The following is a 17,959-nucleotide window of genomic DNA, read 5'->3' as shown; positions in this document are numbered from 1 at the left end:
TCCTCGGGCACGAGCACGGCTGCTGCGCGGCAGGCGGGCGCCCATCGGCCCCGGGGTTGTCAGTGGCGGGTGGCAGACTCCGTCCGCATGAGTGATCAGGTGCGCTTGAGAGACGTCGAACCGGTCGATCTGGAGGAGTTCTTCGCGCAGGAGCACGACCCTGAGGCCGTGCGACGGTCGAAGTTTCCGCCCCGGGAGCGGGAAGCCTTCATGACTCACTGGACGACGAAGGTTCTTGGGGATCCCACCAACTTCGTGCAGGCCGTCACCGTCGACGGAGAAGTGGCGGGCAACGTGGTGGCGTGGTGGGACGAGGGGCGGCGGTTCATCGGGTACTGGCTCGGCAAGCAGTACTGGGGGCGGGGGATCGGTACGCGGGCGCTGGCCTTGTTCTTGGAGCAGGAGAGGGCCCGTCCCCTGCACGCCGATCCCTTCGTCGGGAACACCGGCTCCGTGCGGCTGCTGGAGAAGCACGGCTTCCGGCGTACCGAGACGGTCCGGTACGGCGAGCATGAGCACATCCTCCTGGTACTCGACGGCCACCCCGCCTGAGGACACCACTCACCCCGGCTCCCATCCCGTCCGCCTTCGACCACGGACCGCCGCTCGGCTTCGCCTGCGCTGCAGGTGGGTTGGCAGCGTCAGGAGTTGTGCCGCGGGGTGGTCAGGCGGGCGGCCGAGGCGATCGCGGCTCGGGCCTCCTGTTCGGTGAGGCCCGTGCCGATCGCCGCGTCGGTGAGGGCGTCCGCGAGCTCGTCGCCGAAGCCGTGCTCGTAGGCGCGGCAGGCCGCCCAGAACAGGCGGGTGTTGCGCTGGCCCTCGTGTGCCGCGCGGACGAAGTGCACCAGCCCCTGGCCCTGCCGCGCGGGCGAGACCCGGCCGGTGGAGTGGTGGGGGCGCGGCGGAGGCGTGAGCAGGCGCAGGAGCGCGCGGGGGCAGGGGGCCGGTGCGAGGTGGGCGGTGCCGGGGGCGAGCCGGTACCGGCCGTGGGTGGTGACCGAGCCGGGGCCGACCAGGTATCCGCCCGCTCCGCGTACGTCGATGCCGGGTGCGAGGCGGCCGGCGGAGTTGGGCACGGAGACGCCGGGCGGGCCCGTCAGCCAGAGGTGACGGCCGCCGCTGGGCGTGAGGACCGTGACGGTGGGCGGGATGGTGAACAGGTGCTGGAGGGCCAGGTGCTGGAGGGCGGCGACGGAGTCGTTGCCGTGGGCGGTGTCGACGTCGAGGTCGATGCCTATGAGGCGGTGCGGCGGACGCCCGCAGGCGATGCCGTAGCCGGTGGCCCTGGGGGCGGCGGCGAAGAGCGCGCGGACGGCGGCCGGGTCGGTGGTGGCGTCGTGGACGCCGTGGCCGGGCAGCCCGCACGCGCCCCGGCAGTGCACGGGCGGGTCGTCGTCACGGTGGGGTGAGCGCAGGGCCGGGAGCTTGGTGGCGGACAGCGGGAAGACGGGGAGCCCACGCTCGGCGGCGGAGAGCGCGTGGGCCAGGGCCAGGGTGGCGGTCTGCCGGTCGGTGGTGGCCATGGAACCATGGTCGTACATGTGTTCGAAGAAAGGAAGAGGGGAGCGCGCCCCGAGTGAACATGTGTGCGAGTGCGGCAGGTTTACCGGGCGTGCCTCATACCTGCGGGGGAATCGCGGACCGGGGGCGGTTCGCCGGGGGCGCGGTGGGCAGTTCTGCTCCGCGACGTCGTGAACAGCGTCGGGGTGGTCGGCCGGCCGCTTCGAACAGCCGCCTTTTCGGTTTTTTGGAGGAAATTGACATGGCACGTATCCGCACTGCTCGCGCCCTCGCCGCCGTCGCCGCCCTGCCTCTTGCCGTCGCCCTGTTCGGAGGGGTAGCCGCGGCCGACAACGGAGCGTTCGCGAGCGACGGATCGAACGCGGGCGTGGCCACCATCGGGTCGGGCGGTGTCGGCGGTGACAACTCGGGCAACTCGTCCACCTCGCAGCAGCAGGCCGTGGGCGCCGGTGCCTCCAACCACAGCAACACGGTCCAGGTGAGTGGATCGCCCTTCACCTACATCGACCAGTCCACGTACAACTTCTATGTGATCTTCCCGCCGCTCTGGGTGAACTGAGCCCTGGCGGCCCGTGCGGTGTCGCCGCCGCCGTACGGGCCGCCCGCGCCGCAGGGGGGCGGGGTCCTGTTCCGGGGGTGAGGACCCTGAGGGCGGGGGTTGGCGCCCTCCACCTTCAGGAGGTGGAGGGCGCCCGACCCCTACAACCTGAGGCGGACGTGGCTTCGGGACCTGGGGCCGATCCCCTGGCCGGTGCCCGCTCCTAGCGTGGAGTGATGACCACGCCAGTCTGCACCGGCGCCTCCAGGGCGGCCGCTGCCACCGCCGGCCACCGCCGCTATCCGTCGTTCTCGTCGTATGTGCGGGCCCGGGGCCCCGTGCTGCTGCGCACCGCGCGTTCCCTCACCGCGAACCCCAGCGACGCCGAGGACCTGCTGCAGACCGCCCTCACCAAGACGTACGTCGCCTGGGAGCGGATCGAGGACCACCGGGCGCTCGACGGGTACGTCCGTCGCGCCCTCGTGAACACCCGTACCTCGCAGTGGCGCAAGCGCAAGGTGGACGAGTTCGCCTGCGAGGAGCTTCCCGAGAAGGAGGAGGCGCCCGCGCCGGACCCGGCCGAGCAGCAGTCGCTGCACGACGCGATGTGGCGCGCCGTGCTCAAGCTCCCGGACCGGCAGCGGGCCATGGTCGTCCTGAGGTACTACGAGGACCTCAGCGAGACGCAGACGGCCGAGGTGATGGGGGTCTCCGTCGGCACGGTCAAGAGCGCCGTGTCCCGTGCCCTGGGCAAGCTCCGTGAGGATCCGGAACTCGGCCCGGTCCGCTGACGCGGGCCCTCCCTGCCGGCTGGGGCCGCGGCCGACGGCGACGCCGCCATCCGCGTGGGCGCGATCCGGGCTCGTGGGCGTGATCCGGGCTCGTGGGCGTGATCCGGGCTCGTCAGGGCCTCCTCCTGGCCCGTACCGCAGACCCGTTCTTCCGGCCGACACCGATTCGTACTCCCGGAACTAGTGACATACCACTTGGTATGTGAGCAGAATCAGCGCACCCTTACTGCCGCGTAGCGCCCACCGGGAGGACGCCGTGCTGAGCACCATGCAGGACGTACCGCTGACTGTGACCCGCATCCTGACCCATGGGATGACCATCCACGGGAAGTCGCAGGTGACGACCTGGACCGGCGAGCCGGAGCCGCACCGGCGCAGTTTCGCCGAGATCGGCAGGCGCGCCTCGCAACTGGCGCACGCCCTGCGCGACGAACTGGGCATCGAGGGCGACCAGCGCGTCGCCACCCTCATGTGGAACAACGCCGAGCACGTCGAGGCGTACCTGGCGATCCCCTCGATGGGCGCCGTCCTGCACACGCTCAACCTGCGGCTCCCCGCCGAGCAGCTGGTCTGGATCGTCAACCACGCCGACGACAAGGTCGTCCTCGTCAACGGTTCGCTGCTGCCGCTGCTTGCACCGCTGCTCCCCCACCTGCCGTCCGTCGAGCACGTGGTGGTGTCCGGACCCGGTGACCGCGCGGCGCTCGACGGTGTCGCGCCCCGGGTGCACGAGTACGAGGAGCTGATCGCCGGCCGTCCCACCTCCTACGCCTGGCCCGAGCTGGACGAACGCCAGGCCGCCGCCATGTGCTACACCTCCGGGACCACGGGCGACCCCAAGGGCGTCGTCTACTCCCACCGCTCCATCTACCTGCACTCCATGCAGGTCAACATGGCCGAGTCGATGGGGCTGACCGACAAGGACACGACCCTCGTCGTCGTCCCCCAGTTCCATGTGAACGCCTGGGGGCTGCCGCACGCGACGTTCATGACCGGCGTCAACATGCTGATGCCCGACCGCTTCCTGCAGCCCGCGCCGCTCGCCGAGATGATCGAGCGGGAGCGGCCCTCCCACGCGGCGGCCGTCCCCACCATCTGGCAGGGGCTGCTCGCCGAGGTCACCGCCAAGCCGCGCGACCTCTCCTCCATGGCCAGCGTCACCATCGGCGGCGCCGCCTGTCCGCCCTCCCTGATGGAGGCCTACGACAAGCTCGGTGTCCGCCTCTGCCACGCCTGGGGCATGACGGAGACCTCGCCGCTCGGCACCATGTCCAACCCGCCCGCCGGACTCACCGACGAGCAGGAGTGGCCGTACCGCATCACCCAGGGCAGGTTCCCGGCCGGTGTCGAGGCGCGTCTCGCTGGTCCCGGAGGCGAAATCCTGCCGTGGGACGGGGAGTCCGCGGGCGAGCTGGAGGTCCGCGGCCCCTGGATCGCGGGCGCGTACTACGGCGGTGCCGACGGGGAGGGCCTGCGCCCCGGCGACAAGTTCAGCGAGGACGGCTGGCTGAAGACCGGCGACGTCGGTGTGATCAGTGGCGAGGGCTACCTCACGCTGACCGACCGGGCCAAGGACGTCATCAAGTCCGGCGGCGAGTGGATCTCCAGCGTGGACCTGGAGAACGCGATCATGGCGCACCCCGACGTGGCCGAGGCCGCGGTCGTCGCCGTCCCCGACGAGAAGTGGGGCGAGCGCCCCCTGGCGACCGTCGTCCTCAAGGACGGCGCGACCGCCGACCACGCGGCGCTCAGGACCTTCCTCGCCCAGTCCGTCGCCAAGTGGCAGCTGCCCGAGCGGTGGACGATCGTCCCGGCCGTGCCGAAGACGAGCGTGGGCAAGTTCGACAAGAAGGTGATCCGCCGGCAGTACGCCGACGGGGAGCTGGACATCACGACGCTCTGAGCCGCGACGGCCCTGGCACTACGGGCAGGGCCACGGCGTACGACGAGGGCGGTACGGGTCTCCGTACCGCCCTCGTCGTACACGTCCACCGGCCTCCGGCCGTCAGTTCGTCCCTATCTTCGCCAGCAGATCCACGATCCGGGACTGCACCTCGTCGCTCGTCGAGCGCTCGGCGAGGAAGAGCACCGTCTCACCGGCGGCGAGCCGGGGCAGGTCCGCCTCCTCCATGCCGGCCGAGGTGTAGACGACCAGCGGTGTGTGGTTGAGCGAGCCGTTCGCGCGGAGCCAGTCGATGATCCCGGCGCGTCGGCGGCGTACCTGCATCAGGTCCATCACCACCAGGTTCGGCCGTATCCGGGTGGCGAGGTCGACCGCCTCGCTGTCGCCGGAGGCACGGGCAACCTGCATGCCGCGCCGTTCCAGCGTCTCCGTCAGCGCCAGCGCGATCTCCTCGTGCTCCTCGATCACCAGGACCCTCGGGGGGTGCTGGTCGCTGTCGCGCGGGGCGAGCGCCTTGAGGAGCACGGCCGGGTCGGCGCCGTACGCCGCTTCCCTGGTCGCCTGTCCCAGACCGGCCGTCACCAGCACCGGGACCTCCGCCGCCACGGCCGCCTGACGGAGCGACTGAAGCGCCGTACGGGTGATCGGCCCGGTCAGCGGATCCACGAAGAGCGCTGCCGGGAACGCCGCGATCTGGGCGTCGACCTCCTCGCGGGAGTGCACGATCACCGGCCGGTAGCCGCGGTCGCTGAGCGCCTGCTGCGTGGACACGTCCGGGGCGGGCCAGACCAGCAGCCGGCGCGGGTTGTCCAGCGGCTCCGGGGGCAGCTCGTCGTCGACGGGCCGCGGCTGAGGCTGGTTGGCCACCTCGACGGCGCCACCGGGGCCGTCCAGCGGCTCCGGGCCCTCGGCGCCCTCGTCGGGCGCCCCTATCGCGTACGCGCGCCCTCCCGAAGCCGGCGAGGACATCAGCCGGCCCGATCCGGCGCCCTGCACGGTGCCGCCCTGGGTACCCCCGGGCTGCGACGGGACCGGGACGGGCTGCGGCGGCACGGGCGCCGTGACAGGCGGAGCAGGGCGCTCGGCCTCCGGCGGGGCGGCGAGCTTACGGCGCCGCCCGGCGCCGCCGAGCGTCTGGTTCTGCTGGTGCGCGAGGTGCTGTGCGAAGGGCACGCCCTGCCCCAGGGTCCTCACGCTGAACGCACGGCCCTGGGTGGAGTCCGACGACGCCGCCATCGGCGCCTCCGCGGGCAGCGGCTGGCGCCGCGCGTCCGGGACGGGGGCCGGAGCGTCGCCGTCGGCAGGGTGCTGTTCAGCTGCGGGCGCGGACGCGGCTTCCGGCGCGGACGCGGGACCGGCAGGGGCGGCGTCGCCCGTGGTGTGCGTGGTGGCGCCGGGGCCCGTCCAGGACGCGTCGCCGGCCGGTGCCATGTCGTCGTCGGGCGCCTGCGCGGCGGGAACCTGGCCGGTGTTGCCGCTCTGTGCCCAGTCGGGCTGCGGCGGTACGGCGGGCAGCGGCTGTCCGGGAACCGGATGGCCGGGCCGCGCCGGCGGCTCCGGGGCCTCCGAGGGCCGCGCCCTGCGGCGCCCGGACGGCACGGGGTGCGGCTGCGGCGGGGTGTGGTCCGCCTCCGGCACGGTGCGTACGGCGTCGTGGCGCTCGGGCAGCGGGCCGTCCTCGGTGGGGACCGGCTGAGGGGCCGCCGGGACCTGCTGCGGCGCGGGGGAGGCCGGGGGGACGACGGACTGCGGGGCCACGACGGGCGAGCCCGGAGCCATCGGCGGGATCCGGTCCGCCGCGGCCGGGGGCAGCGCGAAAGCCGTACGGGGGCCCGAGGGCTCGGCCGCGGCTGCGCGCTCCTGGGCCGCGGCGAGAGCCCGCCGCGCGCGCCGCCCTCCGGGCTGCTGTCCCGACGGCTGCGCCTGCTCCTGCGGCGAGGGTGCCTGCGGAGAAGGAGCCTGCTGCGGAGCGGACTCGGCCGATGCGAGGGCGGGCAGAGCCGGACGGCCGCCTCCCTGGCCCTGGCGCCCGGCTGCGTTCTGCGGCACACCTTGGGGCGGCACCGTCTGCCCGCGCTGCGGGCGGCCGCCACCTCCCTGCGCACCTTCGGCCGCCGTCACGACGGCGCCCTCCGAGGGAGCCGCCGCGGGGAGCGCCAGAGCCTGCCGGGGCTGGTCCGCCGATGCCTCCGCACCCGCCTCCGCCGGACTGGGCCGGCCGCGCCTGCGGCCCGAACCCTCGCTCCGCTGAGGCGGGGTCATCTCCTGTACCTGCTGCTGGTCCTGCGGGCCGGTGGACTCACGGCGCGCCCTGCGCCGACCCGTCGGCTCCGCGGCCGCGGTGTCACCGGCCTCCGGACCGGCCGGCCCGCCATCGACGGGGCTGTCCAGGAAGGCGTCCGTCGACGCCCTGCGCGCACGGCGCCGGCCGCCCTGGGGCTCCGGCTCCGGTGCGACGGCTTCCTCGGGGACGGGGAGCGGTTCGGGTGCGACAGCCCCGGCGCCCGTCCCGAGCGGCACCTCCAGGACGTACGCGCTGCCGCTCATCCCGGGCATCTCGTGCGTCTGGAGCACGCCGCCGTGCGCCCTCACGATGCCGCGCACGATCGGCACGTGCACCGGGTCGCCACCGGCGAACGGGCCGCGCACCTCGATCCGTACGACGTCACCGCGCTGCGCCGCGGCCACGACGACCGTGGAGTCCACGTAGCCGCCGCCCGGCACCGGACGTGCCTTGCCGGTCGAATCGACACCGGCCACGTCGGCGACGAGGTGGGCGAGCGCCGTGATCAGCCGGCCCGCGTCGACCTCGGCCTCGATCGGGGGCGCGTGGACCGCGAACTGCGCCCGTCCCGGACCGATCAGCTCGACCGCCCCGTCGATGCCCGCGGTCACCACCGCGTCGAGCAGCACCGGATGCTTGACGAGTTCCTCGGCGCCGGAGTCCAGGCGCTGGTAGCTCAGTACGTTGTCGACGAGTGTCGTCATGCGCGCGTAGCCCGCGGCGAGGTGGTGCAGGATCTGGTTGGCCTCGGGCCAGAGCTGGCCGGCCGGGTCGGCGGCGAGGCCCGAGAGCTCGCCCCGCAGCTCCTCCAGCGGCCCGCGCAGGGACTCACCCAGTACGGCGGTCAGCTGCGTGTGCTGGGCGCCGAGACCCGTGAGGCGCTCGGCCTGCTCCTCCAGCTCGGAGGCGTACCGCTCGGTCCGGTCCGCCGAATCGGCCGTGTGCTGTTCGGTGAGTGCCGCGACCTCGGCACGGTGGGCCTCGGTGAGCGCGGCGACCTCGGCACGGTGGCTCTCGGCGAGCTCGGCGATCTCCGCCGCGTGCCGTTCGGTCAGCCCGGAGACCTCCTCGGCGTGCTGCTCCGTCAGCTCCTCGTAGGGCCGGCGGTCGGTGAACGTCATGACGGCGCCGACCAGCTGGTCGCCGTCCCGCACCGGCGCGGTGGTCAGGTCGACCGGCACCTGCGCACCGCTCTTGGACCAGAGGACCTGCCCCCGCACCCGGTGCTTGCGGCCGGACCGCAGGGTGTCGGCGAGCGGCGACTCCTCGTACGGGAAGTCCCCGCCCTCCGCCCGTGAGTGCAGGATCAGCGGGTGGAGCTCCTTGCCGCCGAGGTCACTGGCGCGGAAGCCGAGGATCTGGGCGGCGGCGGGGTTGACCAGGACGACCCGGCCGTCCGTGTCGGTGCCGACGACCCCCTCGGATGCGGCGCGCAGGATCATCTCCGTCTGGCGCTGCGAACGGGCCAGCTCGGCCTCGGTGTCGACGGTGCCCGAGAGGTCCCGCACGACGAGCATGAGCAGTTCGTCGCCCGTGTAGCTGGAGTGGATGTCGTTGTACCCGGCCTGGCCGCTGTCCAGCGAGGCACTGGTGACCTCGACGGGGTAGTCGGTGCCGTCGGTCCGGCGCGCGATCATGCGCGTCGGCTTCGTCCGGCCCTGCTCGTCCGCAGTCTCCGGCCTGCGCATCGACCCCGGGATCAGCCTGGAGTCGAACTCCGGAAGCAGATCGAGCAGCCCGCGGCCCACGAGCGCGGTGCCCGGGGTCTCGAACATCTCGAGGGCGATGGTGTTGGCGTTGACGACCGTGCCGTTGCAGTTGACGAGCAGGAGCCCGTCCGGGAGGGCGTCGAGTATGGCTGCGAGGCGAGCAGCGCCTCGGGATGGCCTGCTGCTCACGAGACGCTTCCTCCCTGAATACCGCACCTTGCCGACAGCGGGCCCCATCCTGCCCCTCGGGCCTCAGGCTGTCACTGGAGGAGTCTAAAGGCAGGGAGCGCATGGCGGGCGGCGGATGAGGGGGAGCTCTCACCAAGGTTCTGTGCACACGGTGTACGCCGGTGGCCTATGACGTAACCGCGAGCGCCCCCTCTGACGTGCGCCGATGGTTTCCGGGTACACCGGGAGCCGGCCCGAAATGCCCCTGGAACAGGGCCTGGAAGCGTTTCGGCCGACTGCTGCGCGCCCCGGTGCGCGCCGCTCCGCCGCCCGGAGTCTCCCGGCGTGCGCCCCGCCGAACCGGCTACCTGGCGGACGGCAGAACCGGCACGAGGTTGTTCCAGCGCGAGATCTCGCAGCCGTTGGCGCGGCTGAACCGCGCGTCGACGTCCTCCCCCTGCCAGGTGCCCTGGACCCGCGCGGCGGCCGGACCGCCGGCCTGCAGGGTGCACATGGCGTTGCGGTCGGTCGCCACGAAGGGGTTGTCCCCCGACTCCGCCGCCTCGTCCAACAGGTCGCAGGCCCGCTGGGCGGCGGGATGGCTGCCGCCCGCCGGGTCGCACTCCAGCTCGAAGACCCCGTCGGCCGACGGGTTGCCGGACTCGGAGACCGTCACGGTGAGGTGGGTCCGCATGTCCTGCTCCACCGGCCAGTCCCCCTGGAGCACGGGGAGCGGGGGCAGCGGTACAAGAGGGGACACGGCGGTGGCGGCGGGGGCCGCGGCGGACAGCGCGGCGAGGGACGCGACAGCGGCGAGGGTGAGACGGCGCAGCATGCGGGGCTCCTGATTGTTCTGGCGCGCCCAGGAGCGCGCCGGCCTGCCTCGTGCGCGCCGCCGGTAGGGGCGCGCACGGGCACACACGGGGGTGACGGACGGAGGGCGGAGCCCTCGTCCTCTCTAACGCTCCTTACGTCCGCACGTTGCGCAACTCATGGGGGGCCGACCGGAACAACCGTCCGTACGGCCTCTTGCCCGCGCGTCCTCGGCCGGCCGGCCCCGACACCTCCGGAAGCGCTTTGCCTCGCCGCCCACCTGGCTAGTACCGTGGGCGGCGATTGGTGACAGCGCGCTCGAATGTGTCATCATCTGCACGCACCACTCGCGCTCGCGCGGGGTGTGCTGGAGGCGTCGCCTAGTCCGGTCTATGGCGCCGCACTGCTAATGCGGTTTGGGTCTTAAAGCCCATCGAGGGTTCAAATCCCTCCGCCTCCGCAGGAACCCGAAGCCCCGTGCCCCAGGCACGGGGCTTCGGTCGTTTCCGGCCCCGGGAACCTCGTGCTGAACGGTGTTTTCGCAGCTCAGGCGTGGTGTGGCTAATGGATTTCGCGTCACGGCGCAGGTCATGTAATGTTGTTCTCGCAACGCCGACCGGGGAGAAAAACCCCGGGGGGCGGGACCAAGGCTCAGGCCGAGGACACGCACTCGTAGCTTAACGGATAGAGCATCTGACTACGGATCAGAAGGTTGCAGGTTCGAATCCTGCCGAGTGCACAGCAGGCGAGAGGCCCCCAGGAGAAATCCTGGGGGCCTCTCGCGTTGGCCGTACAGCAGCGAAGTGCAGCAACCGTGTCAGCCGGCACCGCCCGGCGTGGACGTGTTCTCGCTCGCCTCGGTGCCGGCTTCCCCCGTCATGGCGGTCTGCGGCCACCCGAAGGATCCGTCGAGCGTCCTTCGGGTGGTGTTCCGGGAGTCCTGGACACGGCACGGCGCTCGTACGAGGGGTCAGGAGGGCGAGCCCTCTCCATGAACGAGCTCCCGCTGAAAGGACGCCCATGTCGGCGGACGTCGCTCTGCACTTCGACCGCGTGCGCATGAAGGGGGCCCATGGCGACCTCCGTCTGCGCATCGGGTCCTGTCGCCACCGTTGCGATTCCTACTACCTCGCTCTGGACGACTCGCCGACGGCGCCGGCCGGGCTCGGTCCCAGGCTTTCGCGCCTCCTGGAGCAGTGGGGCTCGCAGGTCGCGGGCCTCGGGGGCGGGGAGGGCACCGTCCACCTGCCGTACGACTTCTCCGACCAGTGCACGGCCTGGCTGCGGGTGACGTCCACGGACGGGCGGACCGCCGAGGTCCAGGCCGGGTGGAGCCTGATCGGAGCCTGGGGGATCCGCCCCTCCGACTACCTCGCCACAGCGCCTGCCGTGACGGACTTCGACCCGATCGCCGGGGCCCGATTCGTGTGCGCGCTGGCCGACCTCGCTGCGCGCATCGAGGCCGATCGGGCTGCCCTGGAGGCGACGGGCCCGTAGAACTCTTCACACGATCTTGTGCCGCGGCATGGCCGGCGGGGCTCGTAGTCTTGGCGCATGGACATCGGCATCAACCGTGCGGGCGATGGCTGGAACATCAGCTCGATGCGCGGGATCGGTATCGGAGAGGTGTTCATCGGCAACGCGCTGCGGCTTCACGCCGGTGCGAACCGCCTCGAAGTTCACAGTCCCGCCGAACTGAGGACCGACCATGAAGCCGTGCCCGTCCACGCAGCCTCACGGACCAACCTCGACCGGCTGACACAGCTGCTCGATCAGGTGATCGCCGAGGTCCACGCAGCCGATTCAGGTAGCCTGCGCGTCCGCTTCGCCAACGGATGGCACCTGTACGTGCCCGCTCCCTCCGACGCCTACGGCTGGATCATCGGCCTGCGGGGCAGCTACTTCGTGAGATCGGTGCCCGGTGGTGGCGTGAGAATGCCCTGAGAATGCGCATGCCCATCATGTGCGGGTCTTCCTGAAGTCGTGGAGTCCGGTGCGGCGCTCCCGGCAGACGGCGCGAAGATCTGCTCGACGACGTGGCGGAGCTTGCCCATCCCTTTGATGTTCGGGCAGCCCTTGCGTGAGATGACAGGCAGGATCCGCGTTCGCGTAGCGCGTCGCGGTTCGGGGCGGAGTCGTAGACCTTGTGGCCGAACAGGGCATCGGGCCGGCGGCGGGCCCGGCCCGGGCGGCCCGCGACGGGCGGCATCCCGTCGACCAGGGCGAGCGCCTGGGTGACGTCGTTCATGTTCGCGGCAGTGGTGATGACCTTGAGCGGGGTCCCGCGTCCGTCACGGATCAGGTGGTGCCTGCTGCCCGTCTTCGGCCGGTCGACCGGCGACGGACCGGTGTCGGGCCCTCATTTTTCGCGCGGATGTGGGAGCCGTCCACGCACGCGCGGCCAGTCGAGTTCGCCGGCCGCGTTCATCTCCGCGAGCAGGACTTGGGCAGTTGGCCGAAGACTCCTGCCTTCTGCCACCGGTCCAGGCGACGCCAGCAGGTCTGGGCGGAGTCGAACATCAGCTCCAGGGGCAGGAGTTGCCGCGCCATGTCGGTGTGGAGAACGAACAAGATGCCTTGGAGGCAGAGCCTGTCCGACACCGGCCGTGGTCCCTGCGACTGTTCCGGCACCGCGGCAGCAGCGGTTCGATCAGTGCCCACAGGTCATCGTCCACGATCCACGGCCGAGGACGCACACCATCACGAGCGGCCGAATCATCAGATCGGTCACACCCAACAGGACGACTCAACACGATTGTTCTGCGAGTCCGTGCGTTCGCGGCCCGCCCACGCCTGATCCTGGGACGCTACGGAACGTGGATCGCCGTGGCGCCGTCGTGGCGGCTCCGGCAGGGGGCCGCAAACGGCAGGTCGGCCGCGTCGCGGCCTGCTCTCCTCCGGGCTGTGGGCCCTCGATGGCTGTGCGGCCGGCGGCCCTGAGGTGAGGCAAGCTCAGATGATCCTCAGGCTTTGGTCTTCCGCGTGCCGCGTGCGGGACCGGCGTGCCATGGTGTGCCACGCGGCACTCGGTCGAGTGCCGCGTGGCACGGAGCCATCAGGATGCGGAGGAGACAGACATGATCGCGATGTCGGGTCTGGGTGGAGTGTTCGGAGTGCTGGTCACGCTCGCTGTCGGCGTGGGTGTCGTCCTGATTGCCGTCAGGCGGTTCTCCGCGCGAGGGCGGTAGGCCGGGTGCCGGAAGCGCGGGGCGGTGTCCCGGGTGCTCAGGCCGTCGCCTCCGCGGCCGGGCTCTCGGGGGCCGGGGTGCGGAGGACGCGGCGGTGGCGGGCCGGTGTTCCGAGCGTGGGGTTGGCGACGGCCCAGGCCGCGCCCTTGCAGACCAGTTCCTTGTAGACGGCGGCGAGCCGGCCGGTCAGGGCCGCCCGGACGGAGCGGTCGTCGGCGGTCACGTACTGGATCAGGCCTTCGCGGCGGCCCAGTGAGATGCACTGGTTGAAGTAGCGCAGAGGTGTGGTGGGGATCTTTCCGCCCGTCAGGCGCGCGGCGAGTGCGTCGACGGCCTGCCACGCCATGGGGGTGCCCGTGGCGCACGACATCCGCAGCGGCTTGTCGGCGGGGCCGATGGCCATGGCCGCGTCGCCGACGGCGTACACGTCCGGGTGCGAGACCGAGCGCATGGTCCGGTCGACCACGATCTGGCCCGTGTCGGTGAGCTCCAGGGTGGTGGCCCCCGCGATCGGGTGGACCGCGAAGCCGGTGGTCCAGACGGTGGCCGCGGACGGCACCTCCGTGGCGTCCGCGGTGGTGACGCGGTCGGCCTCCACGCCGGTGACGGTGGTGTGTTCGTGCACGGTGATGCCGAGCTTGCCGCAGACCTTCCGCACGTGCGCACGGCCCTTGGGGGAGAGCCAGTCGCCGAGCTCGCCGCGGGCAGCGAGGGCGACGTCGAGGTCGGGGCGGGCCTCGGCGATCTCGGTGGCGGCCTCCAGGCCGGTGAGGCCGCCGCCGACGACCAGAACGGGCCGGCCTGCCTCCAGGGCTGCCAGGCGCTCACGCAGCCGGAGTGCTCCGGGACGGCCGGAGATGTCGTGGGCGTGCTCGGTGATGCCGGGTACGCCCTGGGTGTTCCAGCCGCTGCCGAGGGCGTAGAAGAGGCTGTCGTACGGCAGTTCCTCGGCCCCCTCCGCGCCGGTGACGGCGACCGTCCTGCGGTCGACGTCGACAGCGGTGACCTTCGCGAGCCGCAGGGCGACGCCGGTGCCCTCGAACATCTCGGCGAAGGGCCGGGGCCGGAGGTCCTGGCCGGCCGCCAGCTGGTGCATGCGGACCCGCTCGACGAAGTCGGGTTCGGCGTCGACGAGGGTGATGGAGACGTCGTCGCGGTGCAGTCGCCTGGCGAGGCGGCCGGCAGCGCTGGCTCCGGTGTATCCGGCTCCGAGGACGATGATTCGGTGCGACATTTCCCTGCTCCTGTCTCGCGCGGTTTCTGCCCCTTGAACCGGGCAGCCCGCCGATTCCTGACAGGAACGTGATGTGAAGCAGCTCACACCGCCGTCAGAAGATGGTGCGCAGGGGTTCTCCGTGGTCCGTGGCCGCCCATCGCCTGGTCGCGCGCTCCAGCTTGTCGGGATTGACCTGGCTGCGGAACGCGAGGATGCCGTCCGCGGTGATCTCCAGGCAGATGATGCCGACGACGACGCCGTCGGAGACGGCCACCAGGGCGGGGGCGCCGTTGGCGGTCGCGGCGTGGACCTCGGGGGAATCGCCGACGTAGGCGCGCTTGGCCTTGCTCGGCTTGAAGAGGCCGCGCATGAACTTCGCGACCGCGAGGGCCCCCTCGACCGCCCTGGCGCGGGCCGGGACCCTTCCTCCGCCGTCGCCGATCGCGATGGCGTCGTCGGTGAGCAGCCGGACGAGCGGCTCGGTCCGGCCGCTGGTGGCGGCTGCCAGGAACTCCTCGACGATCCGCCGGGCGGCGGCCTCGTCGATCCCGGTGCGTGCCTTCCCGTCCGCGACGTGCTTCTTCGCGCGGTGGAGGATCTGCTGGCTGGCGGCCTCGGTGATGTCGAGGATCTCGGCGATCTGACGGTGCGGGTAGTCGAAGGCCTCCCGCAGCACGTACACCGCCCGCTCGTTGGGGGAGAGGCGCTCCATGAGGGTGAGGACCGCGTACGAGACGGATTCGCGCTGCTCGGCGGTGTCGGCGGGGCCGAGCATCGGGTCCCCGGCGAGCAGCGGTTCCGGCAGCCACTGGCCCACGTAGGTCTCGCGCCGGGCGCGGGCCGAGGTGAGCTGGTTGAGGCACAGGTTGGTGAGGACCTTCGTCAGCCAGGCCTCGGGGACCTCGATACGTCCGGTGTCTGCGGCCTGCCAGCGCAGGAACGTGTCCTGCACGGCGTCCTCGGCGTCGCTCGCCGAGCCGAGGAGGCGGTAGGCGATGGCCTCCAGGCGCGGCATGGCGGCCTCGAACCGGTCCGTGTCGTTCATGGTCGGAGCCATGCACGGATCCTAGCCCTCACCGCGCGCCGGAGGCCCGGATCGCGACCGGTCCCCCCTGCCCCCGCCGGGGGGGGGCAGGGGCAGGCCGGGGGACGGGCGCCTCAGCCGGCTCCCCCGCCCGCGCCGGGGCCTCTGCCCTTGCGTGTCAGGGCGGCGATACCGAGGGCGAGGCCGCTCGTCGTGAGGAGGCTTCCCACCACGATCATGCCCACGCCGACGACGAAGAGGCCGCTGGAGTCGTCCGACCAGTCGTAGAAGGCGGCGACTCCCAGGCCGCCCGTGATGCCGAGCACCGCGCCCGCGATGTTCTGCCGGGACGCCGCCCAGTACAGGGGCGCCAGCAGGGTCAGCACCAGCCCGATCACCTGCCACGCTTCGTAGGGCCCTGAGGTCGAGCCGTCGGGGTGCACGTCGCGGTGCTGGTCCCAGCCCAGCCAGGCGGCCCACAGCGCGAGCGTGGCGAGGAAGGGCACGAGGGCCGTCCACAGCTGGTGGGAGGCGTTCCGAAGAGGTGTTCGCATGGGTCGAGCTTCCCGGCTCGCGGCGCGGCGTGCCGGAGCGCATGTACTCGATCGCGTCTGAGTACTTCAGGCATGAACCGTGGCCCGTGGCGCGCGCCTTCGGCGGCCTGCCGGGGCGAGAGCGGGAGCGGAATCTCCGGTGAGGACACGAGGGTGAGTGTGGACCGTCCGGTGCTCGACTGGAGGGACTGTCCAGAAAGAATGCTCTGGACATACGCGCGCCGGGGCGAGGCCGTTCCCCGTCTTCCCGTCCGGACGGGGCGTCGGCCGGTGCCGCCCCTTCGTTAGGGTTTCTGCGGCTCGCGGTCGTGGGGTACCAACCCTGGCCGGACCGTCCGAGGCCGACCGCCCCCGAGGAGACCCGACCCATGCGCCCACACCTCCGCACCCTCCGCACGGGCCGGGCATGAGCGGCTGGAGGTGCACGGGGCTGCGCTGGCCCGGCCACGGCGGGCCCGTGCTCGGCTGGGCGCGGAGCGACCGGGCCGGGCCGGGGCGGGTGAGCGTCCTGGCGTACGGCAAGGAGCTCGGCTTCCGGGCCGGCGGGGAGCGGCACTGTGTAGGGGCGCGCGACAACCCGTGTCCGGTCGGGGCCGTGGTGCCCGCGCGGAGTACGGGGGCGCGGTGCGAGGTGTGCGCGCGCCTGGACCGGGCCCATTCCGTGGCCGCCGACACGATCGCCGACGACCCGCGTCCGTACCGCGTCTACCTGGCCTGGTTCGGGCCGGGCATGGTCAAGGTCGGCATCACCGGGGAGGCGCGGGAGGCCGCGCGGCTGCGCGAGCAGGGGGCCGTGGTGTTCAGCTGGCTGGGACGCGGGCCGTTGATGGCCGCCCGGCGGACGGAGGAGCTGCTGCGCACGGCGCTCGGGGTGCCCGACCGGATCCCGTACGCGCGCAAGCGGGCGGTGCGCGGCGAGTTGCCGGGGCCGGCGGAGCGGGCCGCCGAGATCGAAGGGCTGTACCGGAAGGCCGCCGCGCTGGAGGGGGCCGGATGGCCTGCGGCGCTGGAGCGGCTGCCGTTCGAGGCGGTCGATCACGCGGGGGTGTTCGGGCTGGCCGCCGCGGGGCCGGCCGCGCGCGTGGTGACCGGGCTCGCGGACGGCGGGGTGGTGGCGGGGCGGCTGGTGTCGGCCGCCGGACCCGATCTCCACCTGGAGACCGCGGCCGACGGGATCGTCGTCCTGGACACGCGGCTCGTCACCGGCTGGGACCTGGAGGGCGCCGACGCGCGGGCGGGGACGAGCGTGCCGACCGTGGCCGTGGGGGGCGGTGGCGTCCAGGACGGGCTGTTCTGAGATCGTCGCCGGGATCGTTCCGGGAGACGTACGAGGTGGATGGGGCGGGTGGGGCAGATGGGCACCGACGAACGCGACCGCGAGGACGTGCTGCGGTTCTGGAAGCGGCTGGGGCTGCCCGGGATCATCGACGTCCACACGCACTTCATGCCGGAGCGGGTGCTGAGCAAGGTGTGGGCGTACTTCGACTCGGTGGGCCCGCTGACCGGTCTGGAGTGGCCCATCACCTACCGCCAGGACGAGGACGAACGCCTCGCGCTGCTGCGGTCGTTCGGTGTCCTCCGGTTCACCTCGATGGTCTACCCGCACAAGGCGGGCATGGCGGCCTGGCTGAACGGCTGGGCGGCCGGGTTCGCCGCCCGGGTGCCGGACTGTCTGCACACCGCGACCTTCTTCCCCGAGGAGAGCGCGCGGACCTATGTGCGCGAGGCGGTCGAGGCGGGCGCGCGGGTCTTCAAGTCGCACCTCCAGGTGGGTGGGTACGACCCGAACGATCCGCTGCTGGAGCCCGTGTGGGGGCTGCTGGCGGAGGCGGGGATCCCGGTGGTGACCCACTGCGGTTCCGGCCCGGCACCCGGCGCGTTCACCGGCCCGGGGCCGATCGGCCGGCTGCTCTCCCGCCACCCCCGGCTGAAGCTGGTGGTGGCGCACATGGGAATGCCGGAGTACGCGGAGTTCCTGGAGCTGGCGGCGGCGTACCCCGGGGTGCGGCTCGACACGACCATGGCGTTCACCGGATTCACCGAGGACTTCATGCCGTTCCCCGTCGCGGAGCGCGGGCGCCTGGCGGACCTGGGGGACCGGATCCTGCTGGGCACGGACTTCCCGAACATCCCGTACCCGTACGTCCACCAGCTGTATGCCCTGGAGCGGCTGGAGCTGGGCGACGCCTGGCTGCGCGCGGTCTGCCACGGGAACGCGGCCGAACTGTTCCGCTGAGGGGAAGCCGTCCG

General features: G+C 72.5%; 15 protein-coding genes, 2 tRNA genes and 1 pseudogene. 10 read left to right on the top strand and 8 right to left on the bottom strand.

The window, feature by feature from the left end:
* The first annotated feature begins 87 nt into the window (after positions 1 to 87).
* Positions 88 to 552 (top strand): GNAT family N-acetyltransferase, encoded by a 465-nt coding sequence (locus ACFC51_RS24825; RefSeq protein WP_376530839.1) that lies wholly within the window; start codon positions 88 to 90, stop codon positions 550 to 552.
* A gap of 89 nt (positions 553 to 641) precedes the next feature.
* On the opposite strand, the gene ACFC51_RS24820 is transcribed toward ACFC51_RS24825, so the two are convergent.
* The gene (locus tag ACFC51_RS24820; protein ID WP_376530836.1) at positions 642 to 1,523 is read right to left on the bottom strand and encodes a bifunctional DNA primase/polymerase; all 882 of its coding nucleotides are present in this window, start codon (positions 1,521 to 1,523) and stop codon (positions 642 to 644) included.
* Between the two features lie 239 nt (positions 1,524 to 1,762).
* Here ACFC51_RS24820 and ACFC51_RS24815 point away from each other — a divergent pair, with 239 nt between their 5' ends.
* From ACFC51_RS24815 to ACFC51_RS24805, 3 genes are all read left to right on the top strand, one after another.
* Positions 1,763 to 2,080 carry a hypothetical protein gene (locus tag ACFC51_RS24815; protein WP_376368388.1) on the top strand — a complete coding sequence of 106 codons (318 nt, stop codon included), beginning with the start codon at positions 1,763 to 1,765 and terminating at the stop codon, positions 2,078 to 2,080.
* Between the two features lie 215 nt (positions 2,081 to 2,295).
* Positions 2,296 to 2,850 carry a SigE family RNA polymerase sigma factor gene (locus tag ACFC51_RS24810; protein WP_376368390.1) on the top strand — a complete coding sequence of 185 codons (555 nt, stop codon included), beginning with the start codon at positions 2,296 to 2,298 and terminating at the stop codon, positions 2,848 to 2,850.
* Positions 2,851 to 3,106: 256 nt separating this feature from the next.
* Positions 3,107 to 4,753 carry a long-chain fatty acid--CoA ligase gene (locus tag ACFC51_RS24805; RefSeq protein ID WP_376530834.1) on the top strand — a complete coding sequence of 549 codons (1,647 nt, stop codon included), beginning with the start codon at positions 3,107 to 3,109 and terminating at the stop codon, positions 4,751 to 4,753.
* A 102-nt stretch (positions 4,754 to 4,855) separates the two neighbouring features.
* Here ACFC51_RS24805 and ACFC51_RS24800 read toward each other — a convergent pair whose 3' ends face one another.
* Together ACFC51_RS24800 and ACFC51_RS24795 are read right to left on the bottom strand one after the other, a co-directional pair.
* Positions 4,856 to 8,935 carry a PAS domain-containing protein gene (locus tag ACFC51_RS24800; RefSeq protein ID WP_376530832.1) on the bottom strand — a complete coding sequence of 1,360 codons (4,080 nt, stop codon included), beginning with the start codon at positions 8,933 to 8,935 and terminating at the stop codon, positions 4,856 to 4,858.
* Between the two features lie 343 nt (positions 8,936 to 9,278).
* Complete coding sequence (locus tag ACFC51_RS24795; RefSeq protein ID WP_376368396.1) at positions 9,279 to 9,749, bottom strand: SSI family serine proteinase inhibitor; 471 nt, start codon at positions 9,747 to 9,749, stop codon at positions 9,279 to 9,281.
* A 347-nt stretch (positions 9,750 to 10,096) separates the two neighbouring features.
* Between ACFC51_RS24795 and ACFC51_RS24790 the strand changes: the two genes are divergently transcribed.
* The 4 genes from ACFC51_RS24790 (at position 10,097) to ACFC51_RS24775 (ending at position 11,671) form a co-directional block, all read left to right on the top strand.
* A tRNA-Ser gene (locus tag ACFC51_RS24790) sits at positions 10,097 to 10,187 on the top strand.
* Positions 10,188 to 10,393: 206 nt separating this feature from the next.
* Positions 10,394 to 10,466: transfer RNA gene (locus ACFC51_RS24785), tRNA-Arg, on the top strand.
* Between the two features lie 281 nt (positions 10,467 to 10,747).
* Entirely contained in the window at positions 10,748 to 11,224 is a 477-nt protein-coding gene (locus tag ACFC51_RS24780; RefSeq protein WP_376368398.1) for a hypothetical protein, read from the top strand.
* Positions 11,225 to 11,281: 57 nt separating this feature from the next.
* Positions 11,282 to 11,671, top strand: a complete 390-nt coding sequence (locus ACFC51_RS24775) for a DUF6188 family protein (RefSeq protein WP_376368399.1) — start codon at positions 11,282 to 11,284, stop codon at positions 11,669 to 11,671.
* On the opposite strand, the pseudogene ACFC51_RS24770 reads toward ACFC51_RS24775, so the two are convergent.
* The 5 genes and pseudogenes from ACFC51_RS24770 to ACFC51_RS24750 form a co-directional block, all read right to left on the bottom strand.
* Positions 11,607 to 12,035, bottom strand: a pseudogene (locus ACFC51_RS24770) (transposase); the annotation flags it as partial. The gene ACFC51_RS24775 and the pseudogene ACFC51_RS24770 overlap by 65 nt on opposite strands.
* Before the next feature lie 116 nt (positions 12,036 to 12,151).
* Positions 12,152 to 12,358 carry a transposase gene (locus ACFC51_RS24765; RefSeq protein WP_376530920.1) on the bottom strand — a complete coding sequence of 69 codons (207 nt, stop codon included), beginning with the start codon at positions 12,356 to 12,358 and terminating at the stop codon, positions 12,152 to 12,154.
* Positions 12,359 to 12,952: 594 nt separating this feature from the next.
* Positions 12,953 to 14,149 (bottom strand): NAD(P)/FAD-dependent oxidoreductase, encoded by a 1,197-nt coding sequence (locus ACFC51_RS24760; RefSeq protein WP_376530830.1) that lies wholly within the window; start codon positions 14,147 to 14,149, stop codon positions 12,953 to 12,955.
* 94 nt (positions 14,150 to 14,243) lie between these two features.
* The gene (sigJ, locus tag ACFC51_RS24755; protein WP_376530827.1) at positions 14,244 to 15,188 is read right to left on the bottom strand and encodes an RNA polymerase sigma factor SigJ; all 945 of its coding nucleotides are present in this window, start codon (positions 15,186 to 15,188) and stop codon (positions 14,244 to 14,246) included.
* A gap of 101 nt (positions 15,189 to 15,289) precedes the next feature.
* Positions 15,290 to 15,709, bottom strand: coding sequence for a hypothetical protein (locus ACFC51_RS24750; RefSeq protein WP_376368407.1), 420 nt, complete (start codon positions 15,707 to 15,709; stop codon positions 15,290 to 15,292).
* Between the two features lie 406 nt (positions 15,710 to 16,115).
* Between ACFC51_RS24750 and ACFC51_RS24745 the strand changes: the two genes are divergently transcribed.
* Both ACFC51_RS24745 and ACFC51_RS24740 read left to right on the top strand, forming a co-directional pair.
* On the top strand, positions 16,116 to 17,006 hold the full coding sequence (locus ACFC51_RS24745) for a DUF2797 domain-containing protein (protein ID WP_376530824.1): 891 nt from the start codon (positions 16,116 to 16,118) through the stop codon (positions 17,004 to 17,006).
* Between the two features lie 57 nt (positions 17,007 to 17,063).
* Positions 17,064 to 17,945, top strand: a complete 882-nt coding sequence (locus ACFC51_RS24740; RefSeq protein ID WP_376530822.1) for an amidohydrolase family protein — start codon at positions 17,064 to 17,066, stop codon at positions 17,943 to 17,945.
* The last annotated feature ends 14 nt before the right edge of the window (positions 17,946 to 17,959 follow it).

Source organism: Streptomyces sp. NPDC055962 (assembly GCF_042270185.1).
Lineage (GTDB): Bacteria > Actinomycetota > Actinomycetes > Streptomycetales > Streptomycetaceae > Streptomyces.
This window is presented reverse-complemented; position numbering and strand designations above follow the sequence as displayed.

What these genes read in the sequence shown, in the direction of transcription:
- ACFC51_RS24825 (WP_376530839.1), top strand. Translation starts at nt 88, where the DNA reads ATGAGTGATCAGGTGCGCTTGAGAGACGTCGAACCGGTCGATCTGGAG.
- ACFC51_RS24820 (WP_376530836.1), bottom strand. Translation starts at nt 1,523, where the DNA reads ATGGCCACCACCGACCGGCAGACCGCCACCCTGGCCCTGGCCCACGCG.
- ACFC51_RS24815 (WP_376368388.1), top strand. Translation starts at nt 1,763, where the DNA reads ATGGCACGTATCCGCACTGCTCGCGCCCTCGCCGCCGTCGCCGCCCTG.
- ACFC51_RS24810 (WP_376368390.1), top strand. Translation starts at nt 2,296, where the DNA reads ATGACCACGCCAGTCTGCACCGGCGCCTCCAGGGCGGCCGCTGCCACC.
- ACFC51_RS24795 (WP_376368396.1), bottom strand. Translation starts at nt 9,749, where the DNA reads ATGCTGCGCCGTCTCACCCTCGCCGCTGTCGCGTCCCTCGCCGCGCTG.
- ACFC51_RS24780 (WP_376368398.1), top strand. Translation starts at nt 10,748, where the DNA reads ATGTCGGCGGACGTCGCTCTGCACTTCGACCGCGTGCGCATGAAGGGG.
- ACFC51_RS24775 (WP_376368399.1), top strand. Translation starts at nt 11,282, where the DNA reads ATGGACATCGGCATCAACCGTGCGGGCGATGGCTGGAACATCAGCTCG.
- ACFC51_RS24760 (WP_376530830.1), bottom strand. Translation starts at nt 14,149, where the DNA reads ATGTCGCACCGAATCATCGTCCTCGGAGCCGGATACACCGGAGCCAGC.
- sigJ (WP_376530827.1), bottom strand. Translation starts at nt 15,188, where the DNA reads ATGGCTCCGACCATGAACGACACGGACCGGTTCGAGGCCGCCATGCCG.
- ACFC51_RS24750 (WP_376368407.1), bottom strand. Translation starts at nt 15,709, where the DNA reads ATGCGAACACCTCTTCGGAACGCCTCCCACCAGCTGTGGACGGCCCTC.
- ACFC51_RS24745 (WP_376530824.1), top strand. Translation starts at nt 16,116, where the DNA reads ATGAGCGGCTGGAGGTGCACGGGGCTGCGCTGGCCCGGCCACGGCGGG.
- ACFC51_RS24740 (WP_376530822.1), top strand. Translation starts at nt 17,064, where the DNA reads ATGGGCACCGACGAACGCGACCGCGAGGACGTGCTGCGGTTCTGGAAG.